Genomic DNA, 16,885 nt, shown 5'->3' with positions numbered 1-16,885 from the left:
TGGAAAAAGGGATCTTTACAGGAAAGATCCCTTTTTCCCTTTTTGGCCTTTTGTTACGGAGAGTGTATGGCTGGCCGCAAAAAATCCGTGTCCGTGCAGGAAGAGCTGCTTTTGTGCCCTTCTGCAAAATCGGGCGACTGGTTCCCCGGCATACCCCTTTCGGCGGTTGCCGGGATCGACGAGGCCGGGAGGGGCTGCCTTGCCGGGCCCGTGGTGGCGGCGGCGGTGGTTTTGCCCGAAGGCGCGGTTATTCCCGGCCTTGCGGATTCCAAGGTATTGTCGCCCACCCGCCGGGACGGTCTGGCCGCCGAGATCGGGGCCGTGGCGCTGGCTTGGGGGCTTGGCGTCGTCTGGCCTCCCGAAATCGATCGCATCAATATTTTGCAGGCGACGCTCAAGGCCATGTGCCACGCCGCCAGCGTGTTGAAAGTCCGGCCCAAAGGGTTGCTCATCGACGGCAACCAGACGATCCCCGAACCGCTGTTCCGGCAGCGCGCGGCGTACTGGCCGTCATCCCCGCGCCAGAAATCCATTGTGGACGGCGATGCGCTGGTTCCGGTCATTTCGGCGGCGTCCATCATCGCCAAGACCTTCCGGGATATGCTCATGGACAAGCTCGACAGCCGCTATCCCGGCTATGGTTTCGCCAAGCACAAGGGTTACGGCTCTAAAGAGCATTTTGCCGCCCTGCGTGAGCTTGGGCCGTGCCCCATGCACAGGAAGACGTTCCGGGGCGTTTTGCCCGAACAGCAGACGGCGCGGCAGGGGTCGCTTTTGTGACCTTGCGGCAGGAAAAGGGGCGCGCCGGGGAGGATGCCGCCGCGGATTGGCTGGAAAAGGCCGGGATGCGGATACTCGCCCGCAATTGGCGCAGCGGTTCGTATGAACTGGATATTGTCTGCGGCGACGGGGACGAGCTGGTTTTCGTCGAAGTCCGTCTGCGCGGCAAAGGGGGGCTTGTTTCGCCCGAAGCGAGCATGACGCCCGCCAAATGCCGCAGCGTGGTCAAAGCCGCCCAAGCCTATTTGTCCGCAAGCGGGGAATGGGATGTCCCTTGCCGATTCGATCTTGTCTGCGTCCGTGACGCGGGCGGAACCTTTGAACTGGATTATTACCGCCATGTCTTTGACATCTCCGAAATTATGGGTAGTGGCGACGCCGCTTGGCAACCCTGGTGATCTTTCTCCCCGCGCGCGGGAAGTCTTGGAAGGCGCGGATACGGTTCTTGCGGAGGACACCCGCCGGGCGGGGCTGCTGTGCCAGCGCTGCGGGGTGAAAGCCAAGCGGTTCATGAGCTTTCATGACCATAACGAAGAGAGCAAGCTGGACGAAGTGCTGGGCCTGCTGGACGAAGGCCGGACGCTTGCGCTCATTTCCGACGCCGGGCTGCCGCTGGTGGCCGACCCCGGCTATCGGCTGGTTCGGGCCTGCCGCGCGGCGGGGATTCCCGTATCGGTGGTTCCGGGGCCGAGTGCGCCCGTGACGGCGCTCGCCGGGAGCGGCATTGCGCCGCAGCCGTTCGCGTTTTTGGGGTTCCTCCCCCGCAGCCGCTCGGATCAGGAAAAGACGCTGGCGCCCTTTGCCAATCTGGCATTGACGCTTATCTTCTTTGAACGTAAGGATCGACTGGGCGAAACCCTTTCTGCGGCCCATGCCGTGCTCGGCCCGCGGGAACTTTGCATTGCCCGCGAACTGACCAAAACGCATGAGGAATATATCCTTGGGCGGCTGGAGGACGGCGTCCCGGCTGGGGTTGAGCTGCTTGGCGAGATCACGGTGGTGGTCGGGCCGGCGGAAGCCGGAGGCGTGACGGACAGGGAGGAGGTGTTGAGCCTCATTGCCGAGGAGCGGGAACTGGGCGGTTCGCCACGGGATGTCGCGCGCCGGGTGCAGACCCGGACGACCGGATGGACGGTCAAGAGCATTTACGCGCTGCTGTCCGCAAGGAGGTAAGCTATGAGCGCCAAGAAATCGGGCGGTTCCCTCATTGGGGACAACCGTAAGGCCCGTCATATTTATGAATATCTGGAAACCATCGAAGCGGGCATTTCCCTGACCGGGCCTGAGGTGAAAAGCCTTCGCGCCGGGCAGGTGAATTTCACGGACAGCTATGTGGAGTTTAAGCGCGGTGAAGCGTGGCTGATCGGCCTGCACATTGCCCCGTATACGAATGCCGGGTACGTGGAGCAAAACGCGGACAGGCCCCGCAAGCTGCTGATGCACACACAGGAAATCGCATCGTTTGCCGCGAAAGTGGAGCAGAAGGGCCTGACCATCGTTCCGGCGAAGCTGTACCTCAAACACGGGAAGATCAAGGTGGAGCTGGCTCTTGGGCGGGGCCGCAAGCTGCACGATCACCGCATGGAACTGAAGCGCCGTGCCGAGACGCGGGATATGCAGCGCGAATTGCGCGGATAGCGGCGCCATCGGGATGCAGCCGGGAAGGGGCTTTCGGAGCGATCCGCCAGCCGAGTCCTTTGGGAAAGCTCTGTCATGGAATGTGATTGTTTTATTTTTTTACAATATGGTGAAAATACAGGCTTTTTCTCTAGTTTTTTAGTTGATGGTTCCATAATTGCGGCACGTTATGGGCTGTCCCCTTGGAGTTTCAAGAAAGAAAACATCAACCATTTCTATGGCACAGCCTTTGGAAATGCCCGCCGGATGGAAGGCATACGGTGAAGGCGGCGCTTGGGAATGCCCCGTTCGTTTTCCGCCAAAGGAAAAGTTTGGATGTGTGGGCCGTTTTGCTTGACAGCGTGAAGGTGATCCCGTATAGAGGATTCCGTTGCTGCGGCAACCTTTGGGGATGTAGCTCAGCTGGGAGAGCGCAGCGTTCGCATCGCTGAGGCCAGGGGTTCAATCCCCCTCATCTCCACCAGATTTCGTCTTTTACAGACACAAAAGTCTCAAGCCTGTTGGCTTGAGACTTTTTGTTATGGGCTTTCATCTGTTGTGGGCATGAAGCGGCCGAAACACTAAACCACCCGCTGTGCGGGTGGTTGTTATTTGTGCTGTGTTTTTGTAGGGATCTTTTCTATAGTATGTGGTTGTTTCATCTCCACAGTGCGGTGAAAAATACGGCCTTTTTTCCAGTTTTCCCCTTGTCGGGATCCACGGCCAAGGTATTTTTCCGGTTATCCCTTTGGAGCTTCAAGGAAAAAAGCATCAACCATTTTCTATAAAACGGCCTTCTACTTTATCCCGGCCGCATGTTTCCCGTGCAGGATGTAGTAGATGGCCAGCGCACAGATCACTGTGCCGGAAAGGGTGAGGTACATGCCGCTGTAGCCGATGATCGGCACAAGGAAACCAAAGAGATAGGGGCCGAGCCCTATGCCGAAGTCAAAGAAGATGAAGAATGTTGTGGTGGCCTGAGCGAAGCGCGAGCGGGAAACCAGGGAGAGCGATACGGCTTGCCCCACAGACTGGAAGTTGCCGAAACCCACGCCGAGGGTGAAGCCGGAAAGGAGCAGCATCCAGCCGTATTCCGCATGGGCCAGCAGAACGAGGGACAGGGCCGTCAAGAGAAAGATAGGGAAGAAGATGACGTTTTCGCCGTGGGTGTCGTACAGCCGTCCGGTTATGGGGCGGGTGGCCAGCGCTGCCAAGGCGTACAGCAGGAAGAACAGGCTTGCGGGGCCGGAAAGGCCCCTTTCGGCAGCGAACGAAGTCATGAAGGCCTGCACGCATCCGTAACCCAGGCACGTTATCAGTGCTACAAGGGAAAAACGCACCACACGAGGATCGATATAGCTGTTGAGGCTCAAGAGCGGGCGATGGCGGCGCTGCATCGCCGGGAGGGTTCCCAGTCCGAAAAAGATGGCGAGACAGCCCAGCGCGATGCCGACGTTGATTTGCATCAAGGTCGCATACTCCATATGGCCGCTCAGGGTAATGCCGAGGAACGGCCCCAAAGCCAGAGCCAACGCCGTGCTCATGCTGAACAAGCTGATGCCGAAACCATGATGCTGCTGTGGGACCACATAGGCCACGATGGTTCCGGTAGCCGTGCCGATAACCCCGACGCCGATGCCGGCCAGAAGCCTCTGGACGAACAGCAGCGGCAGGGAATCCGCCAGAAAGAAGCTTGCTATGCTGGCCGTGTACAGCAGCAGCCCGGCGCACAGGATGCTCCGGCAGCCGAAAAACGACAGAAGGTTTCCGGTGACGAAACGACCGACTAGGCAACCTATGACCATGATGCCCGCGGTGAAGCCCGCTGTGCTGAGGCTCACGGCATAGGCTTGCCGTGCATACGTGGTGCTGGTGACGAATATCAGGTAATAGGCCGTCATGACCAGCAGATTGATGAGGGTTACCACATTGAAGTTACGGTTGCATATCTCCCTCAGCGTTTCCCTCGTTCCCCGTTTGGGTGCGTTTTCCGTCCTGTTGCGTCGGATGCGGCGATTCGGCATCGCAGGTTTCTCCTCTATAAAAAATCGTTGCGTCCGCAACGACTATGTGTTTTCTTTCATGCTGTCAAGCGGGGGGCGAATTTTTTTCCGCTTCCCGCTCAAGGCGTTGGAGGCCCTTTTACAGCCCGTGCTTCCGGAGGCATAGGGAATCAACAGGGAGGGAATGTTGGAACTGACTTGCAAGTGGATCACCTTGGCCAATCGCTACTATTATATGTACCTCAGCAAAGCGCTTGCCCCGTATGGCATCAACACGAGCCAGTATCTTTTTATTGCCGTGCTGTGCAAGGAGCCGGGCATTACGCAGGACAAGCTGCCGGAGCGGATCGGCATCAACAAGAGCAACGTGACGCGAGGGCTGGCGCAATTGGAACAGGCGGGCTTTATCCGGCGGGAAACCAACCCGCAGGATAAACGTACGACTACGGTGTATCCGACGCAGCGGGCCCTTGATATTTATCCGCAGCTCATGCGGCTGATTTCGGAGTGGGATTCCGCCGTCACCAGTTTGTTTTCCGATGAAGAGAAGCGGACTCTTCAGGTCTTGCTGCAACGCCTGACGGATTCCGCCAAAGCTTTCGGCAAGGAGGCCGGGGCATCGCCCTCTGACGGGGAGGAGCAGGCCTGAAAGGAACGCTGTTTTTCCTCTGGCTGTGCCATAGAAAATGGCTGATGTTTTTTTCTTTGAAGTTCCAGAGGATTAACCGGCAAAATGCGTTAGCCGTGGATCCCGCCAAGGGGAAAACTGGAAAAAAGGCTGCATTTTCATCGCGCTGTGAAGATGAAGCAACCACATACTATGGCAGCGCCTTGTAAAAAAGAGTCTTCCCCATACACATGGGGAAACCGCCGAATGAAGGCCGCAGCCTCCGGCAATCCGGTGCCTTCCTATATAAATGGGGAAAACGATCCAAGGAAACCGTTCCGCCGCCGTCCACGGGTGCCTTCCCCATATAGATGAAGAAACCTCACGGGCCAGCGTCGTCAGCATCTGGGAATTGGTGCCTTCCCCATATACATGGAGAACCCCCTGTCGCTGTCTTTCGGCGGGTTCGACATGCCGTGCCTTCCCCACGCACATGGGGCCGCCGAGCGCCCCGCCGCCCGTGCCGTGGTGAGTAGTGCCTTTTCCCCACACACATGGAGGCAGCCCCTTCAGTCCAGCCCCACGCTGGTCATGATGGCCTTCCCTAGGTTGTGTCGTTGTTTTATATAATTATTTGAAATTATTAAGAATAATATTTTGTAACTTGAAAAATAATCTAATAATTTCAATATATTATATTTAATTGGCGACACGGCCTAGGCATGTGGGGGAAGGCACGGGCAGGGAGGGCCCTATACGGTTTGTTAGGGTTTAACCTAAAGGGGAAACACTGCGCGGGCAAAGGAATGGCCGCCGGAGGGGAGGCGGGGGAGGGGGCAGAAAGAGGGCGTCCGGGCACCGAGAGCGCTCCGCAGGGGGCGGATAAAGCGAAAGCCCCGGAACCCCGGCTTTAGGGGCGGATCTATCTGTGAGCCTTGCGCCAGCCGTCAAAGCGTTCCTGAAATATTTTTGAATCTTGTCTTGTCCGTGTGGACACCATCCAGAGAAAGACGCAAATTGTGAGGGCCACAAAGCCCACAAGAGCGAACAGGATATATACGATGACCGTCAGAATGGCAAAAAGCGTTTCCATAGTGCTGCCTCCGTGTCCAAGCTTAACAGAGAACGGCTCCGCGTCAAAGAGGGTACGGAGGGGCGGGCTGGGGAGGTGTGGGGAAGGGAGGTTTCGGATAGGCCGCCGGAATGTGGGAAGGCGCCCCGCCGGGGGCTCGCATCCTTGACTTTAGCGAGTTCCGGGCTATTGTGAAGACAGAGGAAAGGCGTTTCCTATCACTTCATTACGGAGGCATCATCTATGGAAATGAAGAAGATTCTCTGCGCGGTGGACTTGGAAGATACAATCACCCCTTCCGTCGAATACGCAAAGATGATGGCGTCCATGGCCGGGGCCTCCATTTTGGTCGCTTATGTCATCCCGTCCCACACGCCGTATGAGGATGTGTATCTTTCCGCCAACAACCATCCGAATGAAGTGAATAATCCCAATGAAACCATCCAGAAGTCCATGAACGCTCTCTTGACGGGACAGTTCGCCGGGATGGGCGCCACGGGCGTCATTCTCGTGGGCCGGCCTTCCGAAGAGCTGGTCAAGCTGGCTGAAGAAAAGGGGATCGACCTCATTATTATGGGCACGCACGGACGGGCGGGGTTTGATCGCCTGCTGTTCGGATCCGTTGCGCATGAAGTGGTTCGGGCCGCGCCATGCCCTGTGATGACCATCCGGCCCCCTATGCCGAAGAAGTAAGCGATAAGGGCGCCCTTCTGATTGGGAGGGCGCCTTTTTTATAGGCTCTGTTATGGAAAATGGTTGATGCTTTTTTTCTTGAAGCTCCAAAGGGATAACCGGAAAATACCTTGGCCGTGGATCCCGCCAAGGGGAAAACCGGAAAAAAGGCCGTGTTTTTCACCTCACTGTGGAGATGAAACAACCACATGCTCTAACAGAGCCTTTTTATAGGCTCATCCGTCCACGGTCAAAATGCCGGGAAGTGATGCCTCGCGCTGCATTGAGGTGTGTTTCAGGAAGGGCGGGCCCCTTCCGCTTCACGTTGTGGTTTTCAGCGGACTGGTTGGCGAGCATGGGACGGTGGGCGGGGAGTGAAGCGTTCGCCAAGGCCGATGTCGCCTTGCCCTGCGCGAGGCCGGGCGGACGGGATCGTTTCGTCTTATCGGTAACGTTCCGATATCGGAAGGAAAACGGGCGGGCTGTTGACAGGGTTGGTGCGAGTATGGAAAATTGGCCTATTGCTGGGGCCAGCCGTCCGGGGCTGGCTGATAAGTTGTTGCCGGGAGGCAGGATGTTGACGCTGGAAGAGATTCGCGCGCACTTTCGACGGCATGATCCCGTTTCATCTTCGCTGGGCATTGAGGTGCTGGAAGTGGGAAGGGGATACAGCCTCGTCGGGATGCCGACGCACGGATGCCAGCTCAACGGCATGGGAACGGTGCATGACGGGGCCATTTTTGTTCTGGCGGACGTGGCGTTTGCGGCGCTTTCCAATGCGGACGGCCTGTACTGCACGAATGCCCAGACCTCCATTTCGTTTATGCGCTCAAGACGCGAGGGGCCTTTACGGGGGGAAGCGCGTGCGCTCCGTTCAGGAAAGCCGCTTTCCACATATGAGATTCGGGTAACCGATGCCGAAGGGGATCTTGTAGCCGTGGCGACCATAACGGGCTATGGCGTCGGCACGCGGCTGCCGCTGGGGGATGCGTAGCGTTTGCGGGGCCGCATCGGGCGTTTTGTTGCGGAAAGTACTCAAAGAAGGAGGAGGCCGTCGTGTCTGTCGCCACCATGTGGTTTATTCTGGGGATCGTTTTGCTGGCCGTGGAGCTGGTGTCTCCCGCATTCGTACTGTTCTTTTTCGGCTTTGGCGCATGGGCGGCGGGGGTGACGGCATTGTTCGTGGATGATCTGACCATTGAAGTGATCGTCTTCGGGGCCTCGTCCATTGTATTCCTCCTTTCGCTGCGGCGGCTGTTTGTCCGCAGCTTCCGCGGGAAGACGCAGGTTTCATCGGACGCCGCATCCGCGGGGCTGCCGAATCTGCACGTCGGGAAAATGGGTACGGTAACCCGGCCTATCCCGGTAAATGGGGTAGGGGAGATTTCGGTGGGCGGCAGTTTTTGGCGCGCGGTGTCCCCGGAAGCGCAGCCGGAGGGGGCGCAGGTGCGTATCTTGGGGCATATCCCTGATGACGAGTTGACGCTTGAAGTGGTTTCCGGAGGGGAAAACTCCCGGAAGCCTGTGTAGCCTTCAAACATGGAGAGTATGGCATGCTTGATTTCATCGATCCCTCGTTGGCGGTTTTCGTTTTTTTGGCTTTGCTGGTTGTCTTCGTCCTGTTTAAGACGGTGCTTATCGTGCCGAACCAGCAGGCGGTGGTGATCGAGCGGCTCGGCAAGTTTCATGCCGTCCTGTTTGCGGGTTTCCATATCCTTATCCCCTTCATTGACGCCGTGGCCTACCGCCGCTCCCTGAAAGAAGACGTTTTGGACGTGCCCAAGCAGACCTGCATCACGAGAGACAACGTGAGCGTAGAAATCGACGGCGTGCTTTACCTCCAAGTCGTGAACCCTGAAAAGTCCGCCTACGGCATCAGCGATTATATGTTCGGTTCCGTGCAGCTTGCCCAGACGGCCTTGCGTTGCGCCATCGGCAAGCTGGAACTGGACAGGACTTTTGAGGAGCGCAGCACCATCAATCAGGAGGTCATCTCCGCGCTGGACGCCGCCACCGCGCCGTGGGGCATCAAGGTGTTGCGGTATGAGATCCGCGACATCACGCCGCCTTCCGGGGTTATGGAGGCGATGGAAAAGCAGATGCGCGCCGAACGTGAAAAGCGCGCGCTTATCGCGCAGTCCGAGGGCGAGATGCAGGCGCGGATCAATATGGCGGAAGGCGCGAAGGCCGCCGCCATCGCCGAATCCGAGGGCAAGCTGCAGGCGATGAAGAATCAGGCCGAGGGCGACGCGGTGCTGATCCGGGCGGTTGCGCAGGCCACCGCCGACGGCCTTGCCACCGTTGCCGAGCAGATGGAAAGGCCGGGCGGCACGCAGGCGGCGAACCTGCGCGTTGCGGAAAACTATCTGGAACAGTTCGGCAAGCTCGCCAAGGAGGGCAACACCATGATCCTGCCCGCGGATCTGGCGAACATTTCCGGCCTCGTCAGCAGCCTCACATCGGTAATCAAGCAAGCCAAGGCGTAAGAATTCACGAAAAGGGCGGCTTCGGCCGCCCCTTTTTGTGTTGTTTCCGGGGCTACCCTGCGGGCAGGCTCCGCCGAAACGGTGCATCCGGGCATCCGTGACGAGGCGGCGGCTCCTCCTGTGGGCGGGCTGCGCAGGCCTCAAGGGGCTTACAAGATGGAGCCGCGGGCCCGGATCGGCAGTATTGTTTGGATTATAGCCAGTTATACTCAAAGGTTTTTCCCGCGCCTCATGCTACGGTTCTCCCATACCAAAGCATTGGAGGCTTATTATGCAGAATAAATGGCACGAACACTCCGTCGGCAACATCGTGGTGAATTTCCCTCTATCTTCCGCCATATTCCGTGCTGCTGGCATCGACTACTGTTGCGGCGGCGGGCGTCTGCTCGGCGAAGTCATCAAGGAACAGCGTCTTGTCGACAGCAACATTTATAAGGCGCTGGATGAACTTGCCGCCCGTACGGAAAAGCCTGCTGAGCCTTTTTCTGAAATGAGCGCAGAACGGCTCGTGGAGTTTATCCTGACGAAGCACCACAGCTATCTGTGGGGAGCGCTTCCAGAAGCGCATGAACTGATTGTGAAAGTGCTCAAGGCCCACGGAAAGCGCCATCCCGAGCTGTACGACGTGTACAAGCTGTTTGGTCAGTTGTCGCATGAGATGGAACCGCACCTGATCCGCGAAGAGACGGAACTTTTCCCGGCCATCGCCAACAGTGAGGCGAAGGAACATTGCCAAGCGCTGGTGCATATTCTGGAAGAGGAGCACGAAGCCGCGGGGACTCTGCTCAAAAAGCTCCGCCATGCCACAAACGACTACAGCGTCCCCTGCGACGGGTGCGGCACCTTCCGTGAGCTGTACAAGAAACTTGCTGAAATCGAGGAAGATACCTTGCAGCACTACCATCTTGAAAACAATATCCTTTTCAAGAAGATCCTTGCGTAGCCCGCTGTAATCGTGGGAATTGTATTCCTACGGCGGGCAGCCCTCCCATCCCGTACTTTGCCATGATTCAGAGGGGAATATCCCCAGTTGCGGGATGGAGCCGAGCGAAAATCAGGCAGGGGAACTGAGGGGAGGATGCCCTTTGCTGAAATTTCTTCCGAAAGGGCGTTTTTTCGCTTGCCAGCTCTGAATGTTTTGGGTATATCTCCCTTCCATGCCGAAGTGGTGGAATTGGTAGACACGCTAGGTTCAGGGTCTAGTGGGGGTTCCCCCGTGGGAGTTCAAATCTCCCCTTCGGCACCATCAAAAAGTCCAAAATGGTCCATAGAAGGCCGAAATCACTAAGAAAAAACGTGGTTTCGGCCTTCTCTTTTTGTCCAGTAAAAACCAAGTACCCACGTGGACACCCACAAAAATCGTTGGTAGATTCGCAGGTACCAATACCACGACGCCATTTCGGCACGGCGAAATACCAGCAAGCTACAAATCTTCTTTGAATTCAAATGGATGGAGGTGGATTTTTCTGGTTTTCGCCGCACACTTCCGGACTGTTTTGGAGGATACCAACATGAAACTTTCCGATGCCGCTGTGCGGAACGCCAGGGCCAACGGCAAGGTGCAAAAACTTTCTGACGGCGGCGGCCTGTACCTTCATGTGACGGCGACAGGCAGCAAATTGTGGCGGCTTGCCTACAGATTTGAGGGCAAGCAGAAACTGTTGAGTTTTGGCGCGTATCCGGCGGTTTCCCTGAAAGATGCCCGCCATCGGCGTGATGACGCCAGAGAGTCGCTTGCCAAAGGGATTGATCCCGGTGAGGAAAAAAAGCAGGCCAGAGAAGAAAAACTCGCCAAAGAGCGGGAAGAACGGGACACCTTTGAATTTGTGGCGCGGGAGTGGTTCGCCAAGTACGAGCCGACGCTCTCCGAAAAGCACGCCAAGAAATTGCGCCGCTATCTGGAAAACACGATTTTCCCGGTCATTGGCGGAAAGCCTGTCACCCAGCTTGAGCCTGCCGACTTTTTGCAGCTCGTTCAGCCATCGGAGCGTCTCGGCCATCACGAAACAGCCCACAAGCTCATGCGCCTGTGCGGACAGGTGACGCGCTATGCCCGCATCACCGGCCGCGTGAAATACGATGTGGCTGCGGGATTGACCGAAGCGTTGACGCCGGTGCAGACAACGCATTTTGCCGCCGTCACCCTGCCGGACGACATCGGCCAGCTCTTGCGGGATATTGATGCCTATGTCGGCTATACCTCTGTGGTCTATTGCCTGAAAATCCTGCCCTACGTTTTCACTCGCCCCTCGGAATTGCGACTGGCGCACTGGAGCGAGTTTGACTGCAAAAACGCCATCTGGCTCATCCCGGCTTCGCGCATGAAGATGCGGCGCGAGCATGTGGTGCCGCTGTCAAAACAGGTTCTGGCCTTGCTGAAAGAGCTTCACACCTATACCGGCAACGGTGAACTGCTGTTCCCCAGCGCCCGCGCGCTTACCACTCCCATCAGCGATGCCGCTCCCCTGGCCGCGTTGCGGCGCATGGGCTACGGCAAGGAAACCATGACCCTGCACGGCTTCCGGGCAATGGCCAGCACCCGCCTCAACGAGCTTGGCTTCCGGGCGGATGTCATTGAAGCACAGCTTGCCCACAAGGAGCCGGATACCGTGCGCCTTGCCTACAACCGCGCGGAATACATGGAAGAACGTCGGCAGCTTATGCAGAAATGGGCCAATTATCTGGACGAATTACGCGCCACTAAACGATAAGCATGGAGGCAACCATGACCGATACCATTCATTCCGTGAAATCGCCTCAATCCCCGGAACAGGATACGTTCGTCACCATCGGCAACATACCTGAAGATGACCAGATTACCGTTGCCGATACCGGCTGGAGTGAAGAAACCAGAGAACGCATGAGGCTGGCTGGGTATGACGATATGGACATGATCCGGGCGTGGTATAGCTGAAAAAATACCCCTTTGCTCAAGCAGGCGGCACGAATATTTGCATCGACATTCCCATGCGATGCCCTCACAAAATCCGCGCCGCCTGTTTTCATGTTGTCCGAACTCGGCGGCTTACTCTTTTTCCCAGCTTTTCATATAATAATCGTCAAGATACATCTTGACATTTCATGAAGACTTGCCATCATCTGGATACAGGAGATCGCCATGCAACAGGCTCAGATAGAAAAAACGGCAAAGGTCAAATTCGCCACGCAGGCTGATCCGGCAGTGCTGCAAACCCTGAAAAGCATCGCGGCGAGCGAAGGCCGTCAGATTCAAGCCTTGGTGGATGAAGCCCTGCGCGACTACATTGAGCGCAAAACCGGCAATACTCCCCGCAGGCATGTGATGGATGCATTCAGGAACAGCATGGAGCAATACGACAGCCTGTACCGGGAACTGGCGAAATGATGGATTACCCGACTCTGCATGAAGTTCTGGCCATCCATGCCGAAGCCATCAAAGTATATGGCGGCTCCAATGGTGTGCGCGACCTCGGAGCCATTGAAGCGGCATTGTTTCGGCCGCAAAGCGGCTATTATGCAGACATCATCGAAGAAGCCGCCGCGCTCATGGAAAGCCTGCTCATCAACCATCCGTTTGTTGACGGCAACAAACGGGTAGCCTTTGCGAGCTGTCATGTCTTTCTGGATATCAACGGATACCGTCTGGATGCGGATCCGCAATGGCTGTACGACAGAATTTTGCATTGGCTTGGAGAAAAAGAAGGACGATTTGAAACTATGGTACAGGATCTGCGTTGCTGCATCAGCAAACGCTGACCGCAAAACAACCTGATTACGCAAGGCCTCCGGGGGGAGGTCTTTTTTGCAGTCGGCATTTTTGCGCAATGCCTCACAAAATCCGCGCCGCCTGTTTTCATATTGTCCGAATTCGGCGTTTGAGCTACGCTTTCCTCCATGTTGGACCAGCAAAAAATATCCCTCGGCAGGGTACGGCAGGCATACTGGCTGACCTCGAACGAAGTCGAAACCGTCATTCAGGCAATGTGGCCTCATGCCGTTTTTCCTGCGGAATTATGGCGCAGAGCGCATGAAGCGTACTGGAAAGACTTCGCTGACAGCAATCAGACCGTCTATAACATAGAAAGTCCTGCTTTACCGCAACCCTGTCTGTCAGACAAACGGATCCACACCCATTTGTTTGGGTGTGACATCATGGATTTTTTTAAAAAACTTTCATGGAATATTCATGCCAATGCCTTGGAACTGGGTCTCAAGTACATTCTGGAAGAAACCTATGATGAAATTGACAACGTATTTCCTGAGGAACGAGAGTTTTTGTTCCATACTCTGAAAAATCTTAAAACAGAAGATTTCTTTGACCAATACTCGCCAGACTCTCCCCTGTTTGAAGAATCGATGTTCACGATACCTACTGTTTTACTGGTGCAGTGCCGACAAGCCCGAAACAGGACACAAAACCCAGATGGGCAGAAAAACGCAGCTTGGCCGCCTGTTCACGGAAAAAGAATATGGCGATCCCAAGTCGTACCGAAACCTGATGAACCGCCTTCTTGAAGAAGCTGACGCATACACCATCATTCAGGGGTGATTTTTTAGCTCCATTTTCCCGTATTCCCGCGTTTTCCCGTCTTTTTCCCGCCAAATTCCCTCACGGGATTTTTTCCAAACGTGCCAGACTCTCCTGAAGACCAATACCCTTCAGGAGATTTTTTTATGGCACAGCAAAAAACATCATTCCCCGAATTCGGCTTTGTACGTCTACCCCAGATTCTGGCCTGCATCCCCATTTGTGAAAGCGCATGGTGGGAAGGCTGCCGAACCGGTCGTTATCCCAAGCCTGTAAAACTTGGCCCCCGCACCACAGCCTGGCGTGTTGAGGACATCAGGGAGCTTATTGAACGCCTGAGCAACGGTGAAGACAATGTCAGGTAGCGCAAGCCTTCATCTCTATACTTGGAGGCCGAAATGAGCGCCGACATTCTGCACAACTTTGCCGAGTGTCTGCGTGCAGCCGGGCTGGAGGTCGAGGCCGTTCTGACCGATGGCCTCCTGCATCGCTGCGGCACAACGGACAGGCCCCATCGCAAGGACGGCGCGTACAAGGCGTTTCTGGACGCTCCGGCCTCCATCTGGTGGAAGAACTGGCGCACCGGCGATGAGGGAACATGGACGGCCAGGCCGGAAAGGGAATTCAGCGCCGCCCAGCGCAAGGCTCTGCAAGAGCGCCTTGCCGCTGCCAAAGCCGACACAAAGGCCGAACAGGAGCGCCGCTGGAAGGCAGCCGCAAAGCTGGCCGCGAGCATCTGGAACCGTTCCCGAACCGCCGGGGACGACCATCCCTATCTGCAAAGAAAGGAAGTTCCGGCCATCGGCCTGCGACAGACGGAGGACGGGCGACTCATTGTTCCCGTGCTGAACCCGTTCGGTCGGATACAGAGCCTGCAATTCATCCTGCCGGACAAGCCCACCGAGGGGACGGACAAATTCTTTCTCAAGGGTGGCAAAACGTCCGGCGGATTCTGCTCCATTCCTGCAAAAAACGAATCCAGGGACGGCCCGTTGCTCATTGCCGAAGGCTACGCCACAGGAGCAAGTCTGCATCTGGCTACAGGATACGCCGTGCTGATCGCCTTCAATGCCGGAAATCTGGAAGCCGTGGCCCGCATGGCACGGCAATCCTATCCAGACAGAGAGCTGGTACTTTGTGCGGACAACGACTGTGAAACCGTCAAACCCGATGGAACGCCGTGGAATCCCGGCAAAGAAGCAGCTTCCAGAGCGGCGCGGCCTATAAACGGCAAGTTGGCTGTCTGTCCGGCCCATGGCGGCAAGGCAACGGACTTCAACGATCTGCATCGGCAGCGTTCCCTTGAGGCTGTCCGTTCTGTTGTGGAAGCGGCACGAAAACAGGATGTTGATTGCCCCATGCCGGAGAGCTTCTTTCTGGTACCGGAAGGCAAACGCGCCGGACTGTACAAACTGGAAACCAAACCGGACGGCGAGCTGAAGGAAGTCCGCATCGGGCCTCCGCTCGCCGTGAAAGGTATGACCCGCGACAGCGAGGGCAACGAATGGGGTCTCATGCTCGAATGGGCTGACCCGGACGGCAAAAAGCACACCTGGCCCATGCCCATTGAGCTGCTCTTCCGGCAGGGCACGGACTGGTACAGCGCCCTGGCTTCCGGCGGCTGGTTCGGCAATCCTGTTGCCAGAAAAAAGCTGGTGGATTTTCTGGCCACCGTCCGGCCCGCCCGGCGTATCCGCTGTGTGCCCCGCACCGGCTGGGACAGGGCCGCCTACATTCTGCCGGATGCCGTGTATGGCGATACCTCCGGCGAAAGCGTGGTTCTGCAATCCGCACATCACGGTGATCTGTACCGAACCGCCGGAACTCTGGACGGCTGGAAGGAAATAGCCGCACTCTCCATCGGCAATTCCCGTCTGAGCTTTGCCCTGTGCGTGTCCTTCGCCGGGCCGTTGCTGCGTCTGGCTGGTCTGGAGGGTGGCGGATTCAGCTTTGAGGGAGGTTCGTCATCGGGCAAGACAACGGCCCTCCAGATTGCCGCGTCCGTCTGGGGCGGTCCGGAACACGTCCGAAGCTGGCGCGCCACGGACAACGGCCTTGAGAACATTGCTGTCCTGCACAACGACAATGTGCTGATTTTGGATGAAGTCGGACAGGTCAACGGCAAGGTTCTGGCCGAATGCGCCTACATGCTGGCCAACGGTCAGGGCAAGGGACGCTCCAGCCGCGAGGGCAATCTGCGCAAATCCCTTTCCTGGCGTCTGCTCTTTCTCTCCAGCGGCGAACTTGGTCTTGCCGACAAACTGGCTGAAAACGGGTTGAAATCCAGAGGCGGCCAAGAGGTGCGTTTTGTGGGCTTGCCTGTGGATACGTCCATGCTCATCGAACTGCACGGTTTCCCTCATGCAGGGGCAGTGGTGAATCGCCTCAAAGAATTGACCGCTCTACATTACGGCCACGCGGGCCGCGCCTTCCTGCACAAATTGACCGAACCTGACACCATGACCACGGTTCTGTCCGAGCTGCAACCGGCTCTTGCCAATACGGTCAGTCGTCTTGTGCCTGTCGGAGCGGACGGACAGGTGCGGCGCGTGGCCCAACGCTTCGCGCTCTGCGGACTGGCCGGAGGTCTGGCCGTGCAGATGGGAATTCTGCCCCCTGATTTTGAAGCTCCAGGCTGCGCCGAACGCTGTTTCCATGACTGGCTGACAGCTCGCGGAGGAATCGGCGCTTCCGAGGATACCGCCATCCTCGCGGCCGTGCGCCTGTTCATCGAACAGCACGGAGCAAGCCGCTTTCAGGACTTGGATACTCAAATGGCCACCTGCGTCAACCGTGTGGGCTTTAGACGCAACGTCCGGGGCGTCACTGAATATATCGTATTGCCGGAATCGTTCAGGGCCGAGATCATCAAAGGTTTCTCGCCTCGACGCGCGGCGGCGGTTCTCCGCAACGCGGGGTGGCTGCACCTGAGCGACGACAAGAACACGACAAAACGTGAACTGCCCGGCATGGGCAGAGTCAGGGCCTACGTCCTCGTTTTGCCCGATGAAAGCGGCAATGATGAATCATCATAACGGTATCCAAAACGCGTGGGCATGGTGGGCAGGTGGGCAAATGCCCATGCGACGCCTGTTTGTTACGCCCACCCATGAAAAAATCAAAAGTGGGCACGGGGAAAAA

The 16,885-nt window shown here is 57.0% G+C and carries 20 protein-coding genes and 2 tRNA genes; 20 read left to right on the top strand and 2 right to left on the bottom strand.

The window, feature by feature from the left end:
- Positions 1-66 precede the first annotated feature (66 nt).
- The 6 genes from rnhB (at position 67) to AC6I1V_RS04765 (ending at position 2,881) form a co-directional block, all read left to right on the top strand.
- Positions 67-780: a ribonuclease HII gene (gene rnhB, locus AC6I1V_RS04790; RefSeq protein WP_302551937.1), complete on the top strand. Its 714-nt coding sequence runs from the start codon at positions 67-69 to the stop codon at positions 778-780.
- Positions 777-1,178, top strand: coding sequence for a YraN family protein (locus tag AC6I1V_RS04785; protein ID WP_302551938.1), 402 nt, complete (start codon positions 777-779; stop codon positions 1,176-1,178). The genes rnhB and AC6I1V_RS04785 overlap by 4 nt, the downstream gene beginning before the upstream one ends.
- Positions 1,120-1,953 carry a 16S rRNA (cytidine(1402)-2'-O)-methyltransferase gene (gene rsmI / locus AC6I1V_RS04780; protein ID WP_486854387.1) on the top strand — a complete coding sequence of 278 codons (834 nt, stop codon included), beginning with the start codon at positions 1,120-1,122 and terminating at the stop codon, positions 1,951-1,953. Before AC6I1V_RS04785 ends, rsmI begins: the two co-directional genes overlap by 59 nt.
- 3 nt (positions 1,954-1,956) lie before the next feature.
- On the top strand, positions 1,957-2,418 hold the full coding sequence (smpB, locus tag AC6I1V_RS04775) for an SsrA-binding protein SmpB (protein WP_486854388.1): 462 nt from the start codon (positions 1,957-1,959) through the stop codon (positions 2,416-2,418).
- Between the two features lie 75 nt (positions 2,419-2,493).
- The gene (locus AC6I1V_RS04770; protein WP_486854389.1) at positions 2,494-2,682 is read left to right on the top strand and encodes a hypothetical protein; all 189 of its coding nucleotides are present in this window, start codon (positions 2,494-2,496) and stop codon (positions 2,680-2,682) included.
- Positions 2,683-2,805: 123 nt separating this feature from the next.
- Positions 2,806-2,881, top strand: a tRNA-Ala gene (locus tag AC6I1V_RS04765).
- A 313-nt stretch (positions 2,882-3,194) separates the two neighbouring features.
- On the opposite strand, the gene AC6I1V_RS04760 is transcribed toward AC6I1V_RS04765, so the two are convergent.
- On the bottom strand, positions 3,195-4,421 hold the full coding sequence (locus tag AC6I1V_RS04760) for an MFS transporter (RefSeq protein WP_486854390.1): 1,227 nt from the start codon (positions 4,419-4,421) through the stop codon (positions 3,195-3,197).
- A 163-nt stretch (positions 4,422-4,584) separates the two neighbouring features.
- On the opposite strand from AC6I1V_RS04760, the gene AC6I1V_RS04755 reads away from it, so the two are divergent.
- Positions 4,585-5,049 (top strand): MarR family winged helix-turn-helix transcriptional regulator, encoded by a 465-nt coding sequence (locus tag AC6I1V_RS04755; protein ID WP_308771509.1) that lies wholly within the window; start codon positions 4,585-4,587, stop codon positions 5,047-5,049.
- An 880-nt stretch (positions 5,050-5,929) separates the two neighbouring features.
- Here the strand turns inward: AC6I1V_RS04755 and AC6I1V_RS04750 are convergent.
- Positions 5,930-6,100 (bottom strand): hypothetical protein, encoded by a 171-nt coding sequence (locus tag AC6I1V_RS04750; protein WP_308771431.1) that lies wholly within the window; start codon positions 6,098-6,100, stop codon positions 5,930-5,932.
- Between the two features lie 222 nt (positions 6,101-6,322).
- Between AC6I1V_RS04750 and AC6I1V_RS04745 the strand changes: the two genes are divergently transcribed.
- The 13 genes from AC6I1V_RS04745 to AC6I1V_RS04685 all read left to right on the top strand — a co-directional run bounded on the left by AC6I1V_RS04745 (position 6,323) and on the right by AC6I1V_RS04685 (position 16,779).
- Positions 6,323-6,772 carry a universal stress protein gene (locus AC6I1V_RS04745; protein ID WP_486854391.1) on the top strand — a complete coding sequence of 150 codons (450 nt, stop codon included), beginning with the start codon at positions 6,323-6,325 and terminating at the stop codon, positions 6,770-6,772.
- A gap of 484 nt (positions 6,773-7,256) precedes the next feature.
- On the top strand, positions 7,257-7,745 hold the full coding sequence (locus AC6I1V_RS04740; RefSeq protein WP_486854392.1) for a PaaI family thioesterase: 489 nt from the start codon (positions 7,257-7,259) through the stop codon (positions 7,743-7,745).
- A gap of 62 nt (positions 7,746-7,807) precedes the next feature.
- Complete coding sequence (locus tag AC6I1V_RS04735) at positions 7,808-8,281, top strand: NfeD family protein (RefSeq protein WP_302551947.1); 474 nt, start codon at positions 7,808-7,810, stop codon at positions 8,279-8,281.
- 23 nt (positions 8,282-8,304) lie between these two features.
- Entirely contained in the window at positions 8,305-9,237 is a 933-nt protein-coding gene (locus tag AC6I1V_RS04730; RefSeq protein WP_479860054.1) for an SPFH domain-containing protein, read from the top strand.
- 271 nt (positions 9,238-9,508) lie between these two features.
- Positions 9,509-10,180 (top strand): iron-sulfur cluster repair di-iron protein, encoded by a 672-nt coding sequence (gene ric, locus AC6I1V_RS04725; RefSeq protein WP_486854393.1) that lies wholly within the window; start codon positions 9,509-9,511, stop codon positions 10,178-10,180.
- Between the two features lie 216 nt (positions 10,181-10,396).
- Positions 10,397-10,483, top strand: a tRNA-Leu gene (locus AC6I1V_RS04720).
- 265 nt (positions 10,484-10,748) lie between these two features.
- Positions 10,749-11,948: an integrase arm-type DNA-binding domain-containing protein gene (locus tag AC6I1V_RS04715; RefSeq protein ID WP_178639886.1), complete on the top strand. Its 1,200-nt coding sequence runs from the start codon at positions 10,749-10,751 to the stop codon at positions 11,946-11,948.
- 14 nt (positions 11,949-11,962) lie between these two features.
- Positions 11,963-12,151 (top strand): hypothetical protein, encoded by a 189-nt coding sequence (locus AC6I1V_RS04710; protein ID WP_178639885.1) that lies wholly within the window; start codon positions 11,963-11,965, stop codon positions 12,149-12,151.
- Positions 12,152-12,355: 204 nt separating this feature from the next.
- The gene (locus AC6I1V_RS04705; protein WP_178639884.1) at positions 12,356-12,601 is read left to right on the top strand and encodes a hypothetical protein; all 246 of its coding nucleotides are present in this window, start codon (positions 12,356-12,358) and stop codon (positions 12,599-12,601) included.
- Complete coding sequence (locus AC6I1V_RS04700) at positions 12,598-12,972, top strand: type II toxin-antitoxin system death-on-curing family toxin (protein ID WP_178639883.1); 375 nt, start codon at positions 12,598-12,600, stop codon at positions 12,970-12,972. Before AC6I1V_RS04705 ends, AC6I1V_RS04700 begins: the two co-directional genes overlap by 4 nt.
- A gap of 138 nt (positions 12,973-13,110) precedes the next feature.
- Positions 13,111-13,731 carry a hypothetical protein gene (locus AC6I1V_RS04695; protein ID WP_497736745.1) on the top strand — a complete coding sequence of 207 codons (621 nt, stop codon included), beginning with the start codon at positions 13,111-13,113 and terminating at the stop codon, positions 13,729-13,731.
- Positions 13,732-13,890: 159 nt separating this feature from the next.
- Complete coding sequence (locus tag AC6I1V_RS04690) at positions 13,891-14,109, top strand: helix-turn-helix transcriptional regulator (RefSeq protein ID WP_178639881.1); 219 nt, start codon at positions 13,891-13,893, stop codon at positions 14,107-14,109.
- Positions 14,110-14,142: 33 nt separating this feature from the next.
- Positions 14,143-16,779: a DUF927 domain-containing protein gene (locus tag AC6I1V_RS04685; RefSeq protein WP_178639880.1), complete on the top strand. Its 2,637-nt coding sequence runs from the start codon at positions 14,143-14,145 to the stop codon at positions 16,777-16,779.
- The last annotated feature ends 106 nt before the right edge of the window (positions 16,780-16,885 follow it).

The organism is Bilophila sp. T19-St14 (assembly GCF_059728385.1).
Note: the sequence above shows the minus strand (reverse complement) of the source record. Positions and strands in the feature narration are given on the sequence as shown.

Coding starts and splice junctions, on each gene's coding strand:
- rnhB (WP_302551937.1), top strand. CDS start 67: ATGGCTGGCCGCAAAAAATCCGTGTCCGTGCAGGAAGAGCTGCTTTTG.
- AC6I1V_RS04755 (WP_308771509.1), top strand. CDS start 4,585: ATGTTGGAACTGACTTGCAAGTGGATCACCTTGGCCAATCGCTACTAT.
- AC6I1V_RS04760 (WP_486854390.1), bottom strand. CDS start 4,421: ATGCCGAATCGCCGCATCCGACGCAACAGGACGGAAAACGCACCCAAA.
- AC6I1V_RS04690 (WP_178639881.1), top strand. CDS start 13,891: ATGGCACAGCAAAAAACATCATTCCCCGAATTCGGCTTTGTACGTCTA.
- AC6I1V_RS04770 (WP_486854389.1), top strand. CDS start 2,494: ATGGAATGTGATTGTTTTATTTTTTTACAATATGGTGAAAATACAGGC.
- AC6I1V_RS04750 (WP_308771431.1), bottom strand. CDS start 6,100: ATGGAAACGCTTTTTGCCATTCTGACGGTCATCGTATATATCCTGTTC.
- AC6I1V_RS04715 (WP_178639886.1), top strand. CDS start 10,749: ATGAAACTTTCCGATGCCGCTGTGCGGAACGCCAGGGCCAACGGCAAG.
- smpB (WP_486854388.1), top strand. CDS start 1,957: ATGAGCGCCAAGAAATCGGGCGGTTCCCTCATTGGGGACAACCGTAAG.
- AC6I1V_RS04710 (WP_178639885.1), top strand. CDS start 11,963: ATGACCGATACCATTCATTCCGTGAAATCGCCTCAATCCCCGGAACAG.
- AC6I1V_RS04730 (WP_479860054.1), top strand. CDS start 8,305: ATGCTTGATTTCATCGATCCCTCGTTGGCGGTTTTCGTTTTTTTGGCT.
- rsmI (WP_486854387.1), top strand. CDS start 1,120: ATGTCTTTGACATCTCCGAAATTATGGGTAGTGGCGACGCCGCTTGGC.
- AC6I1V_RS04705 (WP_178639884.1), top strand. CDS start 12,356: ATGCAACAGGCTCAGATAGAAAAAACGGCAAAGGTCAAATTCGCCACG.
- AC6I1V_RS04700 (WP_178639883.1), top strand. CDS start 12,598: ATGATGGATTACCCGACTCTGCATGAAGTTCTGGCCATCCATGCCGAA.
- ric (WP_486854393.1), top strand. CDS start 9,509: ATGCAGAATAAATGGCACGAACACTCCGTCGGCAACATCGTGGTGAAT.
- AC6I1V_RS04685 (WP_178639880.1), top strand. CDS start 14,143: ATGAGCGCCGACATTCTGCACAACTTTGCCGAGTGTCTGCGTGCAGCC.
- AC6I1V_RS04740 (WP_486854392.1), top strand. CDS start 7,257: ATGGAAAATTGGCCTATTGCTGGGGCCAGCCGTCCGGGGCTGGCTGAT.
- AC6I1V_RS04695 (WP_497736745.1), top strand. CDS start 13,111: ATGTTGGACCAGCAAAAAATATCCCTCGGCAGGGTACGGCAGGCATAC.
- AC6I1V_RS04745 (WP_486854391.1), top strand. CDS start 6,323: ATGGAAATGAAGAAGATTCTCTGCGCGGTGGACTTGGAAGATACAATC.